Annotated in this window: 12 protein-coding genes, 3 tRNA genes and 2 rRNA genes; 7 read left to right on the top strand and 10 right to left on the bottom strand. The window is 56.7% G+C overall.

What is annotated here, in order from left to right:
• The first annotated feature begins 154 nt into the window (after positions 1–154).
• Both pyrC and rnt read left to right on the top strand, forming a co-directional pair.
• Positions 155–1,201, top strand: coding sequence for a dihydroorotase (gene pyrC, locus WHX55_RS04840; RefSeq protein WP_353742147.1), 1,047 nt, complete (start codon positions 155–157; stop codon positions 1,199–1,201).
• On the top strand, positions 1,198–1,875 hold the full coding sequence (rnt, locus tag WHX55_RS04835) for a ribonuclease T (protein WP_150728290.1): 678 nt from the start codon (positions 1,198–1,200) through the stop codon (positions 1,873–1,875). Before pyrC ends, rnt begins: the two co-directional genes overlap by 4 nt.
• A gap of 281 nt (positions 1,876–2,156) precedes the next feature.
• Here the strand turns inward: rnt and WHX55_RS04830 are convergent, their stop codons facing one another.
• From WHX55_RS04830 to queA, 6 genes are all read right to left on the bottom strand, one after another.
• Positions 2,157–2,705 carry a glycine zipper 2TM domain-containing protein gene (locus WHX55_RS04830; protein WP_150728289.1) on the bottom strand — a complete coding sequence of 183 codons (549 nt, stop codon included), beginning with the start codon at positions 2,703–2,705 and terminating at the stop codon, positions 2,157–2,159.
• 121 nt (positions 2,706–2,826) lie between these two features.
• Positions 2,827–3,741 (bottom strand): protein translocase subunit SecF, encoded by a 915-nt coding sequence (gene secF / locus WHX55_RS04825; RefSeq protein WP_150728288.1) that lies wholly within the window; start codon positions 3,739–3,741, stop codon positions 2,827–2,829.
• A 9-nt stretch (positions 3,742–3,750) separates the two neighbouring features.
• A complete protein-coding gene (gene secD / locus WHX55_RS04820) occupies positions 3,751–5,619 on the bottom strand; it encodes a protein translocase subunit SecD (protein WP_150728287.1) in 1,869 nt (622 codons plus the stop codon).
• 64 nt (positions 5,620–5,683) lie between these two features.
• Positions 5,684–6,019, bottom strand: a complete 336-nt coding sequence (yajC, locus tag WHX55_RS04815; RefSeq protein ID WP_007982729.1) for a preprotein translocase subunit YajC — start codon at positions 6,017–6,019, stop codon at positions 5,684–5,686.
• Positions 6,020–6,062: 43 nt separating this feature from the next.
• Positions 6,063–7,178 carry a tRNA guanosine(34) transglycosylase Tgt gene (gene tgt, locus WHX55_RS04810; RefSeq protein ID WP_191624894.1) on the bottom strand — a complete coding sequence of 372 codons (1,116 nt, stop codon included), beginning with the start codon at positions 7,176–7,178 and terminating at the stop codon, positions 6,063–6,065.
• A gap of 14 nt (positions 7,179–7,192) precedes the next feature.
• Positions 7,193–8,257 carry a tRNA preQ1(34) S-adenosylmethionine ribosyltransferase-isomerase QueA gene (queA, locus tag WHX55_RS04805; RefSeq protein WP_056721282.1) on the bottom strand — a complete coding sequence of 355 codons (1,065 nt, stop codon included), beginning with the start codon at positions 8,255–8,257 and terminating at the stop codon, positions 7,193–7,195.
• A gap of 108 nt (positions 8,258–8,365) precedes the next feature.
• Between queA and WHX55_RS04800 the strand changes: the two genes are divergently transcribed.
• The 5 genes from WHX55_RS04800 (at position 8,366) to WHX55_RS04780 (ending at position 14,662) form a co-directional block, all read left to right on the top strand.
• Positions 8,366–8,450 (top strand) — tRNA-Leu (locus tag WHX55_RS04800).
• Positions 8,451–8,613: 163 nt separating this feature from the next.
• Positions 8,614–9,933, top strand: a complete 1,320-nt coding sequence (locus tag WHX55_RS04795) for an integrase arm-type DNA-binding domain-containing protein (protein ID WP_057398557.1) — start codon at positions 8,614–8,616, stop codon at positions 9,931–9,933.
• Between the two features lie 907 nt (positions 9,934–10,840).
• A complete protein-coding gene (locus WHX55_RS04790) occupies positions 10,841–11,821 on the top strand; it encodes an integrase domain-containing protein (protein ID WP_169909503.1) in 981 nt (326 codons plus the stop codon).
• Positions 11,818–12,093: a hypothetical protein gene (locus WHX55_RS04785; RefSeq protein ID WP_169909505.1), complete on the top strand. Its 276-nt coding sequence runs from the start codon at positions 11,818–11,820 to the stop codon at positions 12,091–12,093. Before WHX55_RS04790 ends, WHX55_RS04785 begins: the two co-directional genes overlap by 4 nt.
• 196 nt (positions 12,094–12,289) lie before the next feature.
• Positions 12,290–14,662: a DEAD/DEAH box helicase family protein gene (locus WHX55_RS04780; protein ID WP_353742146.1), complete on the top strand. Its 2,373-nt coding sequence runs from the start codon at positions 12,290–12,292 to the stop codon at positions 14,660–14,662.
• 99 nt (positions 14,663–14,761) lie between these two features.
• Here WHX55_RS04780 and rrf read toward each other — a convergent pair.
• From rrf to WHX55_RS04760, 4 genes are all read right to left on the bottom strand, one after another.
• Positions 14,762–14,877 (bottom strand): 5S ribosomal RNA (rrf, locus tag WHX55_RS04775).
• A gap of 156 nt (positions 14,878–15,033) precedes the next feature.
• Positions 15,034–17,925, bottom strand: a 23S ribosomal RNA gene (locus WHX55_RS04770).
• Between the two features lie 241 nt (positions 17,926–18,166).
• Positions 18,167–18,242: transfer RNA gene (locus WHX55_RS04765), tRNA-Ala, on the bottom strand.
• Positions 18,243–18,251: 9 nt separating this feature from the next.
• Positions 18,252–18,328: transfer RNA gene (locus WHX55_RS04760), tRNA-Ile, on the bottom strand.
• Positions 18,329–18,374: the final 46 nt, after the last annotated feature.

Here is an 18,374-nt window from a genome sequence, read left to right as displayed (position 1 = left end):
GCTCCACTGGCTTCTACAACAAAAAGACCGACACACACATGTTTACGGCATACCTGTTGGATATCGGAAGCTTCCTGCAAAACTTGATAGCGAGTGCCTGCAAGAGTCTTTTCCGGTAGCATTCCCTTGAGTTTGACCCGCCTGGAATCCCCTCATGTCCGACCGCCTGACCCTGCTGCGTCCCGACGACTGGCATATTCATCTTCGCGATGGTGCCGTGTTGACCAATACCGTCGCGGATGTCGCGCGCACCTTTGGCCGCGCCATCATCATGCCCAACCTGGTTCCACCGGTGCGCAACGCGGCCGAAGCCGACGGCTATCGCCAGCGGATTCTCGCTGCCCGCCCGGCCGGCAGCCTGTTCGAGCCACTGATGGTCCTGTACCTGACCGACCGCACCCAGCCCGAAGAAATTCGCGAGGCCAAGGCCAGCGGATTCATTCACGCCGCCAAGCTGTACCCGGCCGGCGCGACTACCAACTCGGACTCTGGCGTCACCAGCATCGACAAGATCTTCCCTGCACTCGAGGCCATGGCCGAAGTCGGGATGCCGTTGTTGGTCCACGGTGAAGTCACCCGGGGCGATGTCGATGTGTTCGATCGCGAAAAAATCTTCATCGACGAGCACATGCGTCGTGTGGTCGAACGTTTCCCGACCCTCAAAGTGGTCTTCGAACACATCACCACCACGGACGCCGTGCAGTTCGTCAACTCGGCTTCGGCCAACGTCGGCGCGACCATCACCGCGCACCACCTGCTGTACAACCGCAACCACATGCTGGTGGGCGGGATTCGGCCGCACTTCTATTGCCTGCCGATCCTCAAGCGCAATACCCACCAGGAAGCCCTGCTCGACGCCGCCACCAGCGGCAACGAGAAGTTCTTCCTCGGCACAGACTCGGCGCCCCACGCCCAGCACGCCAAGGAAGCGGCCTGCGGTTGCGCCGGTTGCTACACCGCCTATGCGGCCATCGAGATGTATGCCGAAGCCTTCGAACAGCGCAACGCGCTGGACAAACTCGAAGCCTTCGCCAGCCTCAACGGCCCCAGGTTCTATGGTCTGCCGGCGAACACCGATAGCATCACCCTGGTCCGCGAAGAGTGGACCGCCCCGACCAGCCTGCCATTTGGCGAGCTGACCGTTATTCCGCTGCGCGCCGGTGAAAAACTGCGCTGGCGCCTGCTGGAGGAACACGCGTGAGTGAAAACCATTTCGACGACGAACTGGAAGGCAACGGCGGCGGAGGTGGCCCTCGTCATCCAATGGCGGCAAGGTTCCGTGGTTACCTGCCGGTTGTCGTCGACGTAGAAACCGGTGGCTTCAATTCGGCCACCGACGCCCTTCTGGAAATCGCCGCGACCACCATCGCCATGGATGAAAAGGGTTTTGTTTACCCGGATCACACCTACTTCTTCCGTGTCGAGCCGTTTGAAGGCGCGAACATCGAAGCCGCTGCCCTGGAATTCACCGGGATCAAACTCGATCACCCGCTGCGCATGGCCGTGAGTGAAGAGTCGGCCCTGAACGATATCTTCCGCGGCGTGCGCAAGGCCCTCAAGGCCAATGGTTGCAAACGGGCGATCCTGGTCGGGCATAACAGCAGCTTCGACCTGGGCTTCCTCAATGCCGCGGTTGCGCGGCTGGACATGAAGCGCAATCCGTTCCACCCGTTCTCCAGTTTCGATACCGCAACGCTCGCCGGCCTCGCTTACGGCCAGACCGTGCTGGCCAAGGCGTGCCAGGCAGCAGACATCGACTTCGACGGTCGTGAGGCTCACTCGGCTCGCTATGACACCGAGAAGACGGCCGAGCTGTTCTGCGGCATCGTCAATCGCTGGAAACAGATGGGTGGCTGGGAAGACTTCAACGACTGAGTGCACTCTCGAATCAATGTGGGAGCGAGCTTGCTCGCGAAAGCGGTGTGTCATTCAACAAAAATGCTGGCTGACACTCCCTCTTCGCGAGCAAGCCCGCTCCCATGTTTCCCATCCGATGAAATCGTCGACCTGTACAGCCATCGCCGGGAAGAGCGCATTTATCCCCGGGCAATCAGGCTCAAACCCCCGAAGTATCCGATCAAAAACAAAAATGCCAGTCAGCTTAACTGACTGGCATTACCCCGCAGGGTGCATCTTTTTCATCCAGCGTCAGCAGATCACTGAGCCGCCTGATTCTCCGACAAAATCAACTTGCCTTCCTTATCCACCGGAATCTGGTTGCCTGGATCACGATCCATGCGCACTTTGCCTTCCTTGCCGTCCAGCGAATACCGCACGTCGTAACCTACAACCTTGTCACTGATGTCGTTGACCGTGTTACAGCGGGTCTGGGTGGTGGTGTAGGTGTCACGCTCTTGCATGCCTTCCTGCACCTTGTTGCCGGCGTAACCACCACCGACAGCACCTGCGACCGTGGCGATCTTCTTACCGGTGCCGCCACCGATCTGGTTACCCAGCAAACCACCTGCCAATGCACCGACCACCGTACCGGCGATCTGATGTTGATCTTTCACCGGCGCCTGCCGGGTGACCGCTACATCCTTGCATACTTCACGTGGAGTCTTGATTTGTGTCTTGACCGGCTCAACGGCGAGTACTTGCGCGTACTCCGGGCCGCTTTTAACCAGGCTGTAGGTGGCCACAGCACCCCCGGCAGTTACACCGACAGCACCCAGTACAGCACCAACCAGCATCGACTTGTTCACATGAACCTCCTGGACCATCACATGCGGAACGTGTCCGCGCTTCTCCCTGCCTTGGAGCACAAAAAAAGGCGCGAGTTCAACTCGCGCCTTTTTCGGACTACATCGCTTAAAGACTTTGCCTTCAAGGACGGTCGTCGACTTCCTTCTCGGTATTGGCCGGAGGAATCAGGTCTTCCGTGCTCAGGTTCAGCCAGATCAGCACCACGTTCGCGATGTAGATCGACGAGTAAGTACCCGCCAGAACACCGATGAACAGGGCGATGGAGAAGCCGAACAGGTTGTCGCCACCGAAGAACAGCAGGGCCGCGATCGCCAGCAAGGTGGAGATCGAAGTCGCCATGGTCCGCAGCAGGGTTTGCGTGGTCGAGATGTTGATGTTCTCGATCAGGCTGGCCTTGCGCAGTACACGGAAGTTCTCACGAACCCGGTCGAATACCACGATGGTGTCGTTGAGCGAGTAACCGATGATCGCCAGTACCGCTGCCAGCACCGTCAGGTCGAAGGTGATCTGGAAGAACGACAGGATACCGATGGTCACGATCACGTCGTGGATCAGGGAAACGATTGCACCGACCGCAAACTTCCACTGAAAGCGGAAAGCCAGGTAGATCAGGATCCCGCCCAGCGCCATCAGCATGCCGAGGCCGCCCTGGTCGCGCAGCTCTTCACCCACCTGCGGGCCGACGAACTCGACACGCTTGACCGTCGCCGGATTATCGCCACCGACCTTCTGCAAGGCTTCGGCTACCTGGTGACCCAGTTGCGGGTCTTCGCCAGGCATGCGCACCAGCAGGTCGGTGGTTGCACCGAAGTTCTGCACGACCGCATCGTTATAACCGGCGCTCACCAGCTGCTCACGCACCTTGGAGACGTCAGCCGGACGCTCGTAGGTCAGCTCGATGAGCGTACCGCCGGTGAAGTCCAGGCCCCAGTTCATGCCCTTATGGAAGACACTGAATATTGCCAGTGCGGTAAGGAACAATGTGACGCCGAACGCGAAGTTGCGAACGCCCATGAAGTTGATTGTACGTAACATGGCAGCCCCTTAAATCCACAACTTCTTGAAGTCACGACCGCCGAAGATCAGGTTGACCATCGCGCGGGTCACCATGATGGCCGTGAACATCGAGGTAAAGATCCCGAGGGACATGGTCACTGCGAAGCCCTTGACCGGACCTGTGCCCATGGCAAAGAGGATGCCGCCGACCAGCAAGGTGGTCAGGTTGGCGTCGAGAATCGCGGTGAATGCCCGGCCGAAGCCTTCGTTGATTGCACGCTGCACGGTCATGCCGGCGGCGATCTCTTCACGGATCCGCGAGAAGATCAGCACGTTGGCGTCGACCGCCATACCCATGGTCAACACGATACCGGCGATACCCGGCAGGGTCAGCGTTGCACCCAGCAGCGACATCAAGGCCAGCAGCATCACCATGTTCACCGTCAGCGCGACGGTGGCGATGAGGCCGAAGAAGCGGTAGATGGCCATGATGAACAGCGAGACGAACAGCATGCCCCACAGCGATGCATCGATACCCTTGGTGATGTTGTCGGCACCCAGGCTCGGGCCAATGGTGCGTTCTTCAGCGAAGTACATCGGCGCCGCCAGACCACCGGCACGCAGCAGCAGCGCCAGTTCGGACGATTCGCCCTGGCCGTTCAGGCCGGTGATGCGGAACTGCGCGCCCAGCGGCGACTGAATGGTCGCCAGGCTGATGATCTTCTTCTCTTCCTTGAACGTCTGCACCGGCACGTCTTTCTCGACGCCGTTGACCACTTGCTTGACGTAAGTGGTAACCGGACGCTGCTCGATGAAGATCACCGCCATGCTGCGACCGACGTTCGAACGGGTCGCACGGTTCATCAGCTCGCCGCCGTGACCGTCCAGACGAATGTTCACTTCCGGAGTGCCCTGCTCACCGAAACCGGCCTTGGCGTCAGTCACCTGGTCACCGGTGATGATCAGGCCACGCTCGATCAGTGCCGGAGGACGGTTGCCCTCACGGAACTCGAAGGATTCGGAAGTGGCTTTCGAAGCACCAGGCTCAGCGGCCAGACGGAACTCGAGGTTGGCCGTCTTGCCGAGGATACGCTTGGCTTCGGCGGTGTCCTGCACGCCCGGCAGCTCAACCACGATGCGGTTGGCGCCCTGACGCTGGACGATCGGTTCGGCAACACCCAGCTCGTTGACGCGGTTACGTACCGTGGTCAAGTTCTGCTTGATGGAGTATTCGCGGATTTCCGCCAGCTTGGCCGGGGTCATCGCCAGACGCAGCACCGGTTGACCATTGAGGTCGGCCGGAACAATGTCGAAATCGTTGAAGTTCTTGCGAATGATCGAACGGGCCTGTTCGCGGGTCGCTTCATCAGAGAAGCCCAGCTGAATGGCACCATCGAGTTGCGGCAGGCTGCGATAGCGCAGTTTCTCTTTACGCAACAGACTCTTGACGTCGCCTTCGTAGACTTTCAGGCGCGCGTCGAGGGCTTTGTCCATGTCCACTTCCAGCAGGAAGTGCACACCACCGGACAAGTCCAGACCCAGCTTCATCGGGTGCGCAGCGAGGTTGCGCAGCCATTGCGGGGTGGTTTGTGCCAGGTTCAGTGCAACGACGTAGTCATCACCCAATGCCTTGCGCACGACGTCTTTGGCCGGCAGCTGGTCTTCAGCCTTGGTCAGGCGAATCAGCCCACCCTTGCCGCCCTCTGCCAGCGTGGCAGCCTTGACGTTGATCCCGGATTCCTTGAGCGCAGCGCTCACACGATCCAGATCAGCCTGATTGACCTGCAGCGCAGTGCTTGCACCGCTGACCTGAATGGCCGGGTCATCAGGATAAAGATTGGGAGCGGAATAAATCAGACCGATCGCTAGCACCGCCAGGATCAGAATGTATTTCCACAGAGGATATTTGTTCAGCATCACGCCGCCCGTTTATGACGCGGGGCGCCTTGCGCGCCCCGTCGATTGAAAATGAAGATGAAACTTAGATCGCTTTGAGCGTGCCTTTTGGCAGCGTGGCGGCGATGGCGCCTTTCTGGAACTTCATTTCGACGGTGTCGGAAACTTCCAGAACGACGAAATCGTCGGCCACTTTAGTGATCTTGCCGGCGATGCCGCCGGTGGTCACAACTTCGTCGCCTTTCTGCAGGCTGCTCAGCAGGTTTTTCTGCTCTTTGGCGCGCTTGGCCTGTGGACGCCAGATCATCAGGTAGAAGATGACCAGGAAACCGACCAGGAAAATCCACTCGAAACCGCCGCCCATTGGGCCGGCAGCAGGTGCAGCGGCGTCAGCCATGGCATTAGAGATAAAAAAGCTCATTTAGCACTCCAGTTGCAAATGTTGAATCTTGGGGTCAGTAAACTCAGTCCAAAGGCGGCACGGGAAGCCCGCGTTTGGCGTAGAAGGCATCGACAAAGGCGGCCAATGTACCCTGTTGAATAGCCTCGCGCAAACCAGCCATAAGCACTTGATAATGGCGCAAGTTATGGATGGTATTGAGCATGCTTCCCAGCATTTCGCCGCACTTGTCCAGGTGATGCAGATAAGCGCGGGAGAAGTTCTGGCAGGTATAGCAATCGCAGGTCGGATCGAGCGGCGAATCATCATGGCGATGGAACGCGTTACGGATCTTCAGCACGCCGGTATCAATGAACAGATGCCCGTTGCGGGCATTACGGGTTGGCATCACGCAATCGAACATGTCCACACCGCGGCGCACACCCTCAACCAGATCTTCCGGTTTGCCAACGCCCATAAGGTAACGAGGTTTGTCAGCCGGCATCATGCCCGGCAGGTAATCCAGCACCTTGATCATTTCGTGCTTCGGCTCGCCCACCGACAGACCGCCGATGGCCAGGCCGTCGAAGCCGATCTGGTCGAGGCCTTCCAGGGAGCGCATGCGCAGGTCCTGGTGCATGCCGCCCTGAACGATGCCGAACAGCGCTGCGGTGTTGTCGCCATGGGCTTCTTTCGAACGCTTGGCCCAACGCAGGGACAACTCCATGGAAATACGGGCGACGTCTTCGTCCGCCGGGTACGGCGTGCATTCGTCGAAAATCATCACGATGTCGGAGCCCAGGTCACGCTGGACCTGCATCGACTCTTCCGGGCCCATGAACACCTTGGCGCCGTCGACCGGAGAAGCGAAAGTCACGCCCTCCTCCTTGATCTTGCGCATGGCGCCCAGGCTGAACACCTGGAAACCACCGGAGTCGGTCAAAATCGGGCCTTTCCACTGCATGAAATCGTGCAGGTCGCCGTGCTTCTTGATCACTTCCGTGCCCGGGCGCAGCCACAGGTGGAAGGTGTTGCCCAGAATGATTTCAGCGCCAGTCGCCTCGATATCCCGTGGCAGCATGCCCTTGACCGTGCCGTAGGTGCCCACCGGCATGAAGGCCGGGGTCTCGACGGTACCGCGCGGGAAGGTCAAACGACCGCGACGAGCCTTGCCATCAGTGGCCAGCAGCTCGAAAGACATACGACAGGTGCGACTCATACTGTTTCCTCTGGGCCCGATTCTTTAGGGGCAGTCGGCGCAGGATTACGCGTGATGAACATCGCATCACCGTAGCTGAAAAAGCGGTAACCGTTGTCCACGGCAGCCTTGTAGGCGGCCATGGTTTCGGGATAACCGGCGAACGCCGAAACCAGCATCAACAGCGTGGATTCGGGCAAATGGAAGTTGGTGACCAGGGCATCGACCACATGAAACGGCCGGCCAGGGTAGATGAAAATGTCTGTATCGCCGCTGAACGGCTTGAGCACGCCATCGCGGGCGGCGCTTTCCAGGGAACGCACACTGGTAGTCCCCACCGCCACCACACGACCACCGCGAGCGCGGCAGGCGGCAACGGCATCGACCACGTCCTGGCCGACTTCCAGCCATTCGCTGTGCATGTGGTGGTCTTCGAGCTTCTCCACCCGCACCGGCTGGAACGTGCCGGCACCGACGTGCAGGGTCACGAACGCGGTCTCGACGCCCTTGGCGGCAATCGCCTCCATCAGCACCTGATCGAAATGCAGCCCCGCCGTCGGCGCCGCCACCGCGCCCAAACGCTCGGCGTAGACAGTCTGGTAACGCTCGCGGTCGGCGCCTTCATCCGGGCGGTCTATATAAGGAGGCAGCGGCATGTGCCCGACACGGTCGAGCAGCGGCAACACCTCCTCAGCGAACCCCAGCTCGAACAACGCATCGTGCCGTGCCAGCATCTCGGCCTCACCACCGCCGTCGATGAGAATCTTCGACCCAGGCTTGGGCGACTTGCTGGAACGCACATGGGCCAGCACGCGATGACTGTCGAGCACCCGCTCCACCAGGATTTCCAGCTTGCCGCCGGAAGCCTTCTGGCCAAACAGCCGCGCCGGAATCACCCGGGTATTGTTGAACACCATCAAATCGCCGGGGCGCAAATGCTCCAGCAAATCAGTGAATTGACGGTGTGCCAGGGCGCCGCTGACCCCATCCAGGGTCAACAGGCGACTATTGCGACGCTCGGCCAAAGGGTGGCGGGCGATCAGCGAATCAGGGAGCTCGAAGGTAAAGTCAGCAACGCGCATGATGGGGTGTCGTCTAGCAGGGCCGGGAAGTCTAGCGGAAATATCAAAAATTCTCCATGTACCTGATTGACCAGCGGTTATCTCATCTCTATACTTCGCCGCCATTGAGCCCTGATGGCGGAATTGGTAGACGCGGCGGATTCAAAATCCGTTTTCGAAAGGAGTGGGAGTTCGAGTCTCCCTCGGGGCACCATTTGCAGTACATAGACGACTACCAGCGTCTACGCAACACCCCTAGAGCCCGCTAACTGCGGGCTTTTTGGTCTCTGGGGTTCCACCCCCATCTCTTGCAAGCCAGCCTCTTTTTGGTACATTTTCTGTACAGATTCCAGTTCGAGAACCGGAGGTGTACAGCCATGCCCCTCACCGCCTTGCAAGTCAAAGCGTCCAAGCCTACCGACAAGCAATACACATTGGGTGATAGTTCGGGTCTTGCCCTTTTGGTTCAGCCGAACGGGCGCAAGTACTGGCATTTCCGCTATACGTACCTTGGTCGGCCGGCGCGGGTGTCGCTTGGTGTCTATCCGAGCATCTCCTTGCAGGAGGCTCGTGAACGGGCTGCTGAATGCCGGAAGCTGCTCAAGGACGACATCAACCCTGGCGCCAAGCGGCGGGATGACAAGCAGCAGCAACGGGAGGCTGGGCTCAACACCTTCAGGCGAGCTACGGAGTACTGGTATCAGTTCAAGGCCGACTCCGGCCGCAGCCATGCGACGCTAAAGAAGATTCGCGACTACCTCGACAAGGATCTGCTACCGGCACTCGGCGAGATGCAGTTGGAGCACATCACTCGCGCCGACTGCGCGAAGTTGCAGGCCAGCATCGAAAAGCGTGGGGCGTTCAATGTGGCAGACAAGGCTCGGACCTGGCTCAAGCAGATTTTCAGTCAGGCGATTGCGCGGGGGTTGTGCGAACACAATCCGGCTTCAGAACTTCATGCCATCGCGTTGGTGCCGCCTCCCCCTGAGCACTATCCGCATTTGCGTGAAAGCGAGCTGCCGGAATTTCTTCAGGCGCTGAGTAAGACCACCAGCAGGTTGCCGTCGAGGATTGCTTCGTGGATGGCAATACTGACGGCGAGCCGACCCGGCATGGTTCGGTATGCGACGTGGGATGAAATCGATTTTGAAGAAGGGACGTGGACCATACCAGCTGAACGCATGAAGATGCGCCGGGACTATGTCAGCCCCCTGCCCCATCAACTGATAGCGATGCTGATCAAGCTGCACCAATGCACTGGGCGCAGCCGCTACCTGTTTCCGGGTAGTGGTGAGAAACGGCCCGTCATCAGCGAGAACACGATCAATCTGGTGTTTGCCAAGATTGGCTACAAAGGGCGGATGGTGAGCCATGGCGTTCGCCACACCGCGAGCACGCTGCTGCGCGAACATGGGTGGCTGAAGGATCATGTTGAAAGCCAACTGGCGCATGTCGAGGGTGGCATTGCTGGGGAGTACAACCAAGCGCTGTACCTGACACAACGGCGGATCATGATGCAGTGGTATGCCGATTATCTCGATGCGCTCAGGGTTGGGATTACGGCGAGCCTGCGGGATCAGTTTGATACGCGGGTTAATCAGTTTCTGTCGCGCAAGTCTTCGGAGCTTCTCGGGGTCAACGCGGTCGATGGCGGCATCAGCGCCTTGGAAGATGAGCGTGGCGCATTCCAGCGCTAACACGCCAGTGAAATCTCCACAGCGTTGCCTTCCACGCGGGCCCTTCCAAGCAGGGCGGCAAAGCCGCCCTGCTTGGAAGGGCCTCACTTGAAAAACCTAAAAATCAGTGTAACCGTCTTCTAGAAACCACGGATTTCCATAGACGGCTTATGCCATTCGCAGCCGCAGAATTCTCGAAAAGTCGAGCCTTGACCCTGTCTATCGGCGAGCGTAGAAAAGATCGTGCAAGTGCTGTCGTTGACAGCAACCCAGGTAGCCAGAACCTTTAAGGCTACGCCACACCGTGGTGGTTCTCCCAAAGTGTGATTAGCGTCCGGCGGCTCGCACGGTCACAGCGATGTGATGGATGCCTACTTTTACCAGTGTGCCCACTGCGGCAACTCATCCCCCTTCATAGCTGCCCTGCAGCAACCAATCCGCTTGGCCACTCCCGTGCGCCAACCTGCGCCCGTCTCTTTCCCCCAGAAAGAGACGGGCGCTCCAACCGCTGCTGCAGCCCAACTCGTACAGGGCTTTGCGGCATTCCCCTTCGTGACAATTGGCGTGACAAACACCGAAGTCACCAGCAATAGCGATGCAGATGAAGGTGCCGCAGCCCAGGGAATGGACTGCACCTGACTGACAGTCAGGCATGCCCCGGTCATCGAATCACTGCCTTCACCCGACTCAGGATCTCGCGGCGCCGGTCTCGTCAGCCAGCGCAGCCTCCACCCGCCCACTTCCTCGGAAGTGTTCAGGAGGCCAGATCATGAGATGCCCAAGCTCCCGGTCGTAAGGAGTCGCCAGTCCCGCGTTAGTGGACAACCCTCACAGGTCGCAGGGGCCTTGATCCCTGATAACACTCAGCATTCATGGCGGGATGACGTGGGGAAGGTTTTAAAGGTTTGGCTTCGAGAGGAGTTTGATCATGGCATTGGTCGGTAGACGGGACGGGCGGAACTTTGGCTATGGACGGCAACTGAGTTATGCCGGGCCACAGGCGCTACGTGATCTGTTTGGCGGCGGGCATTACGGGACGGTCAAAGCGTACAGTGATCGCTGGCAGGCGTTTGTGCGCTGGTGTCGGTCGGAGGATGGGCCAGGGTTTAACGATGCTCGGCAGATTGCCCGGCGGACTTTGCTCGATTACGCCAGATATCTGCGGCAGCAAGTTGAACAAGGTGAACTCGCCATCGCCACCGCGCAAAACCGATTGTCCAGCGTGAACCGAACCATGGCCGCGCTTCGCGGTGATCTGAATGTGAAAGTACCGAGCCCGAGCAAGGCACTAGGAATGCAGCGCACCAGCGTTCGTTGCTCAGTGCCGCAAGGCCAAGATCGCGAACACGTGAAACGGATCGTCGACGTGCTTTGCGAACACCAGCAGCCGCGCGCCGCGGCCATCGTGCAGTTGGCGCGAGCCACTGGCATGCGCTTGCGCGAGGCCATTTTGGCCGACCTTCCCCGCCTAAAACGTGAAGCCGAACACTACGACAAAATCAACATCCAGGACGGCAACAAAGGTGGCCGCGGCGGCGCAACCGCGCCTCGTTGGATCACGGTGGATGACCATATTCGCGAAGCGCTCAGGTACGCCGAACAGGTCTCACCCGACGGTAGCCGCAACCTGCTGGCACCGAACGAGAGCTACCTCGATTTCCAACGGGAAATCGTCCGCCCCGCCCGAGATATCCTCCATACGCACGACCTCAAAGGCTTCCACGAACTGCGTGCGGCTTATGCGTGCGAACGCTATGAGCAGATCACCCATCACCTGGCACCCATTAACGGGGGCAGATGCAGGCGCCTCGATCCACGCCTTGATCGAGAGGCACGCTTACAAATCAGCTATGAGCTGGGACATGGTCGAATCGACGTGGTATCGGCGTATATCGGTGGTCGGGTATGAATAAACCATTCGATATGGAGATCTTCTTGGCTGGGGTGCTGACTGGAGCACATGCCACACGCGAACGTCACATCCGCCAGGCCAAGACTATTCAAGCAGCCATTTCTGAACGCTGGAACCGAGATAATCCATGGACATGGCAAAGAAAACATCTCGTTTGGTTTTTGAACGACCACATGAACTCAAACTCGAAATCGACGCGCTACTACTACCTGCTGACTACAAACCTGATCACTCTGCGCCTAGGAAAATCCTGGAACTTTCCACGCTAGCCGAATGCCAGCAACTGCGCGCTCTGTATCCCTCACCGGCAGATTGAGCCAGCCAACGATTTGATTGGGACTAGGGCGGACCCCTTGAGCTCCTGAACCGAACCTCTGTTGTTTGATAACCTCTATGTTTTACTGATGGACTGAGGGTTGTAGCTCGAGGCTACAGGCTTCACCTGAGACGTAGAGGCTGAAGGCGGTGATAGACACTAGTCTGGTGGCGAAGCTAAGGGCTGAGAATGCAAGATTGGTTGCCTTGCTGGATGCTCATGGCATCGAATGGCGCCCGCCTGCTGAGCCAGTCAAAATAGCGATTGTCCAAGCAGAGCAATCACAGCAACTCGATACTGAAGGAAAGCTTACCCTATTCCGAAGCTTGTTTCGTGGCAGGACGGACGTTTATCCCATCCGCTGGGAAAGCAAGGCAGGCAAATCAGGATACGCACCCGCTTGCGCAAACGAATGGAGGCCTGGCGTTTGTGAGAAGCCCCGAATTAAATGTGGCGACTGCGGTAACCGCCAGCTGCTTCCGCTGACCGATGAGGTGGTCTATCGCCATCTGGCGGGCGAAGTGGTCGCTGGTATCTACCCCCTACTCTCTGATGACACTTGTTATTTTTTGGCGGTCGACTTCGATGAGGCCGAATGGCGTGATGATTCCAAAGCTTTTGTGCAGTCATGCCATGAGCTGAACGTCCCGGTGGCGCTGGAAATATCGCGCTCAGGCCAAGGGGCTCATGGCTGGATTTTCTTTGAGCGTAATGTTCCTGCCTGCGATGCGCGCCGCCTCGGTGCCGCAATCATCAGTCATGCCTGTGAGCGCACCCGGCAGTTGGCGCTCAGCTCCTATGATCGACTGTTTCCAAACCAGGACTATATGCCCAAAGGCGGCTTTGGAAATCTCATCGCGCTCCCTTTACAAAAGCGCGCCAGGGCCCAAAACAATAGCGTTTTTGTAGACGACTCGCTTGAGCCTCATCCTGATCAATGGGCCTTCCTGGCATCGATTCAGCGCATGAGTCCAGAAGATATCCAGCCCGTTATTATCCAGGCGATGGGTAATCGGGACCCTCTAGGGGTCGCCTATGTCGATGACGAAGGTGATGCAGAACCCTGGAAAGATCGTGAATCGAGAACACGTAAATTGACATGCCCGTTGCCTGCTGCTGTCAACATCACGCTGGCTAACTTAATTTACTTTGAAAAGTCGGAATTGCCACAGCCATTGGCAAACCAGCTTGTCCGGCTCGCGGCCTTTCAAAATCCCGAGTTCTACAAAGCTCAGGCCATGCGCATGTCAGTGTGGAACAAGCCAAGGATTATCGGCTGCGCCCAGAACTTCCCCAAACATATTGCGTTACCACGTGGCTGTTTGGATGCTGCGCTGGAGCTTTTAGAGGAAAACGGGGTTACCCCTATTCTTAAAGACGAACGCTTCGCGGGCACCCCCATCGACGTGAGCTTTCTCGGGACCCTGCGTTCTGACCAAGAGGCTGCTGTCAGCGCAATGCTAAGTCATGACGCCGGTATCCTCTGCGCACCGACAGCTTTCGGTAAAACGGTGAGTGCTGCTGCGTTGATTGCCGCACGTGGCATTAACACGTTGGTGCTTGTGCATCGGACGGAGCTGTTAAGGCAGTGGCAAGAGCGCTTGCAGGCGTTCTTGGGAGTCGGGAATGGTGTCGTTGGTACTCTTGGGGGCGGAAAAGCGAAGCTTACAGGCATCATCGACATTGCCGTAATGCAGTCGTTATCGCGAAAAGGCGAGATCAGCGATCAGGTAAAAAACTACGGCCAGATCATCGTTGATGAGTGTCATCACCTATCAGCAGTGTCATTCGAGGCACTACTGAGGAGCGCGACCGCGCGGTACGTACTGGGACTCACAGCAACCCCAGTGCGCCGAGATGGGCAGCAGCCCATTATTTTCATGCAGTGCGGACCGATCCGACATTCTGCGCCTCGACCAGCGAGTGCGCCCCATGACCTATCTGTCGTGCCTCGATTGCTGCCCAAACCAATAGTGGTCCCCGACGGCTTTGGGATTCAGGACATTTTTCGGCGTCTAGCCGACGACTCTGAGCGGACAGCCAAAATCGTCTCGGAGATTGAGCTGGCGTACAACGAGGGTAGAAAAATTCTAGTGCTAACGGAGCGGACGGAACATGTGGATGCCCTTGAATTAGAATTGAAGCAGCGCGTGCATAACCTGTTCACGCTTCATGGGCGAGTGCCTAAGAAACAGCGCATTTCCCGTATGCATGAGCTTGAGTCCCTTCCCCCTGATGCTCCACGAGTGCTGTTGGCAACAGGAAAACTAGTAGGTGAAGGCTTCGATCATCCGCCGTTGGACACGCTGGTGCTGGCAATGCCCATCTCATGGAAGGGAATCCTTCAGCAATATGCGGGACGGTTGCATCGATCGCATGCCGATAAGGTCGACGTGCGAGTGATCGACTTCGTTGACGGGGGTAATGTCGCACTGCTGAGGATGTGGGATAAGCGCCAGGCGGGTTACAAAGCGATGGGCTACCGTATGGCTGATTCCATGGTCACCATGGACCTACTCTAACGTGGTTGACGGTCAACCTCCGTACCAGTCTCAGGATGCTTTTTTCGAGGACAAACAAAACCCCTATCTGTATGCGCAGATAGGGGTTTCGGAATTTAATCTTGACGATGACCTACTCTCACATGGGGAAACCCCACACTACCATCGGCGATGCATCGTTTCACTGCTGAGTTCGGGATGGGATCAGGTGGTTCCAACGCTCTATGGTCGTCAAGAAATTCGGGTACTGAGTCGTGGCCGGTTGGCCGCGCTTCAGCAAATTGGGTATGTGACAGTTTTCGGTGTTTTGTAAGATTCGAACTTTCGGTTCTTTCGTCTTCACACACCGCAATCTGATGCTCTTTCGAGTAGTCAAATTGCTTGGGTGTTATATGGTCAAGCCTCACGGGCAATTAGTATTGGTTAGCTCAACGCCTCACAGCGCTTACACACCCAACCTATCAACGTCGTAGTCTTCGACGGCCCTTCAGGGGACTCAAGGTCCCAGTGAGATCTCATCTTGAGGCAAGTTTCCCGCTTAGATGCTTTCAGCGGTTATCTTTTCCGAACATAGCTACCCGGCAATGCCACTGGCGTGACAACCGGAACACCAGAGGTTCGTCCACTCCGGTCCTCTCGTACTAGGAGCAGCCCCTCTCAAATCTCAAACGTCCACGGCAGATAGGGACCGAACTGTCTCACGACGTTCTAAACCCAGCTCGCGTACCACTTTAAATGGCGAACAGCCATACCCTTGGGACCGGCTTCAGCCCCAGGATGTGATGAGCCGACATCGAGGTGCCAAACACCGCCGTCGATATGAACTCTTGGGCGGTATCAGCCTGTTATCCCCGGAGTACCTTTTATCCGTTGAGCGATGGCCCTTCCATACAGAACCACCGGATCACTAAGACCTACTTTCGTACCTGCTCGACGTGTCTGTCTCGCAGTCAAGCGCGCTTTTGCCTTTATACTCTACGACCGATTTCCGACCGGTCTGAGCGCACCTTCGTACTCCTCCGTTACTCTTTAGGAGGAGACCGCCCCAGTCAAACTACCCACCATACACTGTCCTCGATCCGGATAACGGACCTGAGTTAGAACCTCAAAGTTGCCAGGGTGGTATTTCAAGGTTGGCTCCACGCGAACTGGCGTCCACGCTTCAAAGCCTCCCACCTATCCTACACAAGCAAATTCAAAGTCCAGTGCAAAGCTATAGTAAAGGTTCACGGGGTCTTTCCGTCTAGCCGCGGATACACTGCATCTTCACAGCGATTTCAATTTCACTGAGTCTCGGGTGGAGACAGCGCCGCCATCGTTACGCCATTCGTGCAGGTCGGAACTTACCCGACAAGGAATTTCGCTACCTTAGGACCGTTATAGTTACGGCCGCCGTTTACCGGGGCTTCGATCAAGAGCTTCGCGTTAGCTAACCCCATCAATTAACCTTCCGGCACCGGGCAGGCGTCACACCCTATACGTCCACTTTCGTGTTTGCAGAGTGCTGTGTTTTTAATAAACAGTCGCAGCGGCCTGGTATCTTCGACCGGCGTGGGCTTACGCAGTAAATGCTTCACCCTCACCGGCGCACCTTCTCCCGAAGTTACGGTGCCATTTTGCCTAGTTCCTTCACCCGAGTTCTCTCAAGCGCCTTGGTATTCTCTACCCAACCACCTGTGTCGGTTTGGGGTACGGTTCCTGGTTACCTGAAGCTTAGAAGCTTTTCTTGGAAGCATGGCATCAACCACTTCGTCACCCAAAGGGTAACTCGTCATCAGCTCTCGGCCTTGAAATCCCGGATTTACCTAAGATTCCAGCCTACCACCTTAAACTTGGACAACCAACGCCAAGCCGGCCTAGCCTTCTCCGTCCCTCCATCGCAATAACCAGAAGTACAGGAATATTAACCTGTTTTCCATCGACTACGCTTTTCAGCCTCGCCTTAGGGACCGACTAACCCTGCGTCGATTAACGTTGCGCAGGAAACCTTGGTCTTTCGGCGTGGGTGTTTTTCACACCCATTGTCGTTACTCATGTCAGCATTCGCACTTCTGATACCTCCAGCAAGCTTCTCAACTCACCTTCACAGGCTTACAGAACGCTCCTCTACCGCATCACCTAAGTGATACCCGTAGCTTCGGTGTATGGTTTGAGCCCCGTTACATCTTCCGCGCAGGCCGACTCGACTAGTGAGCTATTACGCTTTCTTTAAAGGGTGGCTGCTTCTAAGCCAACCTCCTAGCTGTCTAAGCCTTCCCACATCGTTTCCCACTTAACCATAACTTTGGGACCTTAGCTGACGGTCTGGGTTGTTTCCCTTTTCACGACGGACGTTAGCACCCGCCGTGTGTCTCCCATGCTCGGCACTTGTAGGTATTCGGAGTTTGCATCGGTTTGGTAAGTCGGGATGACCCCCTAGCCGAAACAGTGCTCTACCCCCTACAGTGATACATGAGGCGCTACCTAAATAGCTTTCGAGGAGAACCAGCTATCTCCGAGCTTGATTAGCCTTTCACTCCGATCCACAGGTCATCCGCTAACTTTTCAACGGTAGTCGGTTCGGTCCTCCAGTCAGTGTTACCTAACCTTCAACCTGCCCATGGATAGATCGCCCGGTTTCGGGTCTATTCCCAGCGACTAGACGCCCTATTAAGACTCGCTTTCGCTACGCCTCCCCTATTCGGTTAAGCTCGCCACTGAAAATAAGTCGCTGACCCATTATACAAAAGGTACGCAGTCACCCAACAAAGTGGGCTCCCACTGCTTGTACGCATACGGTTTCAGGATCTATTTCACTCCCCTCTCCGGGGTTCTTTTCGCCTTTCCCTCACGGTACTAGTTCACTATCGGTCAGTCAGTAGTATTTAGCCTTGGAGGATGGTCCCCCCATATTCAGACAAAGTTTCTCGTGCTCCGTCCTACTCGATTTCATGACCAAGAGATTTTCGCGTACAGGGCTATCACCCACTATGGCCGCACTTTCCAGAGCGTTCCGCTAATCTCAAAGCCACTTAAGGGCTAGTCCCCGTTCGCTCGCCACTACTAAGGGAATCTCGGTTGATTTCTTTTCCTCAGGGTACTTAGATGTTTCAGTTCCCCTGGTTCGCCTCTTGCACCTATGTATTCAGTACAAGATAACCATCTTATGATGGCTGGGTTCCCCCATTCAGACATCTCCGGATCAAAGTCTGTTTGCCGACTCCCCGAAGCTTTTCGCAGGCTACCACGTCTTTCATCGCCTCTGACTGCCAAGGCATCCACCGTATGCGCTTCTTCACTTGACCATATAACCCCAAGCAATCTGGTTATACTATGAAGACGACATTCGCCGAAAATTCGATTGAGCTCCTAAGAGCAACTCACAAATTTTACCTTAGCCTGATCCGTTACCAGTGAAAGTAACGTTCAGTCTATCTTTCTATCACATACCCAAATTTTTAAAGAACGATCTAATCAAAAGACTAGAAATCAATATTCACCTTGGAATATTCATTTCTAAACTCTCAAACGCTTCGAAGCAGTTAATGGTGGAGCCAAACGGGATCGAACCGTTGACCTCCTGCGTGCAAGGCAGGCGCTCTCCCAGCTGAGCTATGGCCCCATACAAAATTGGTGGGTCTGGGCAGATTCGAACTGCCGACCTCACCCTTATCAGGGGTGCGCTCTAACCAACTGAGCTACAGACCCAATTTCGAGCGCGTAACTGTTAGCTTGGAGCTATCAGCTTGGAGCT

This window comes from Pseudomonas fluorescens, from assembly GCF_040448305.1.
Lineage (GTDB): Bacteria > Pseudomonadota > Gammaproteobacteria > Pseudomonadales > Pseudomonadaceae > Aquipseudomonas > Aquipseudomonas fluorescens_BH.
The sequence above is the reverse complement of the archived record's forward strand: the minus strand, read 5'-3'. Positions and strand labels throughout refer to the sequence as shown.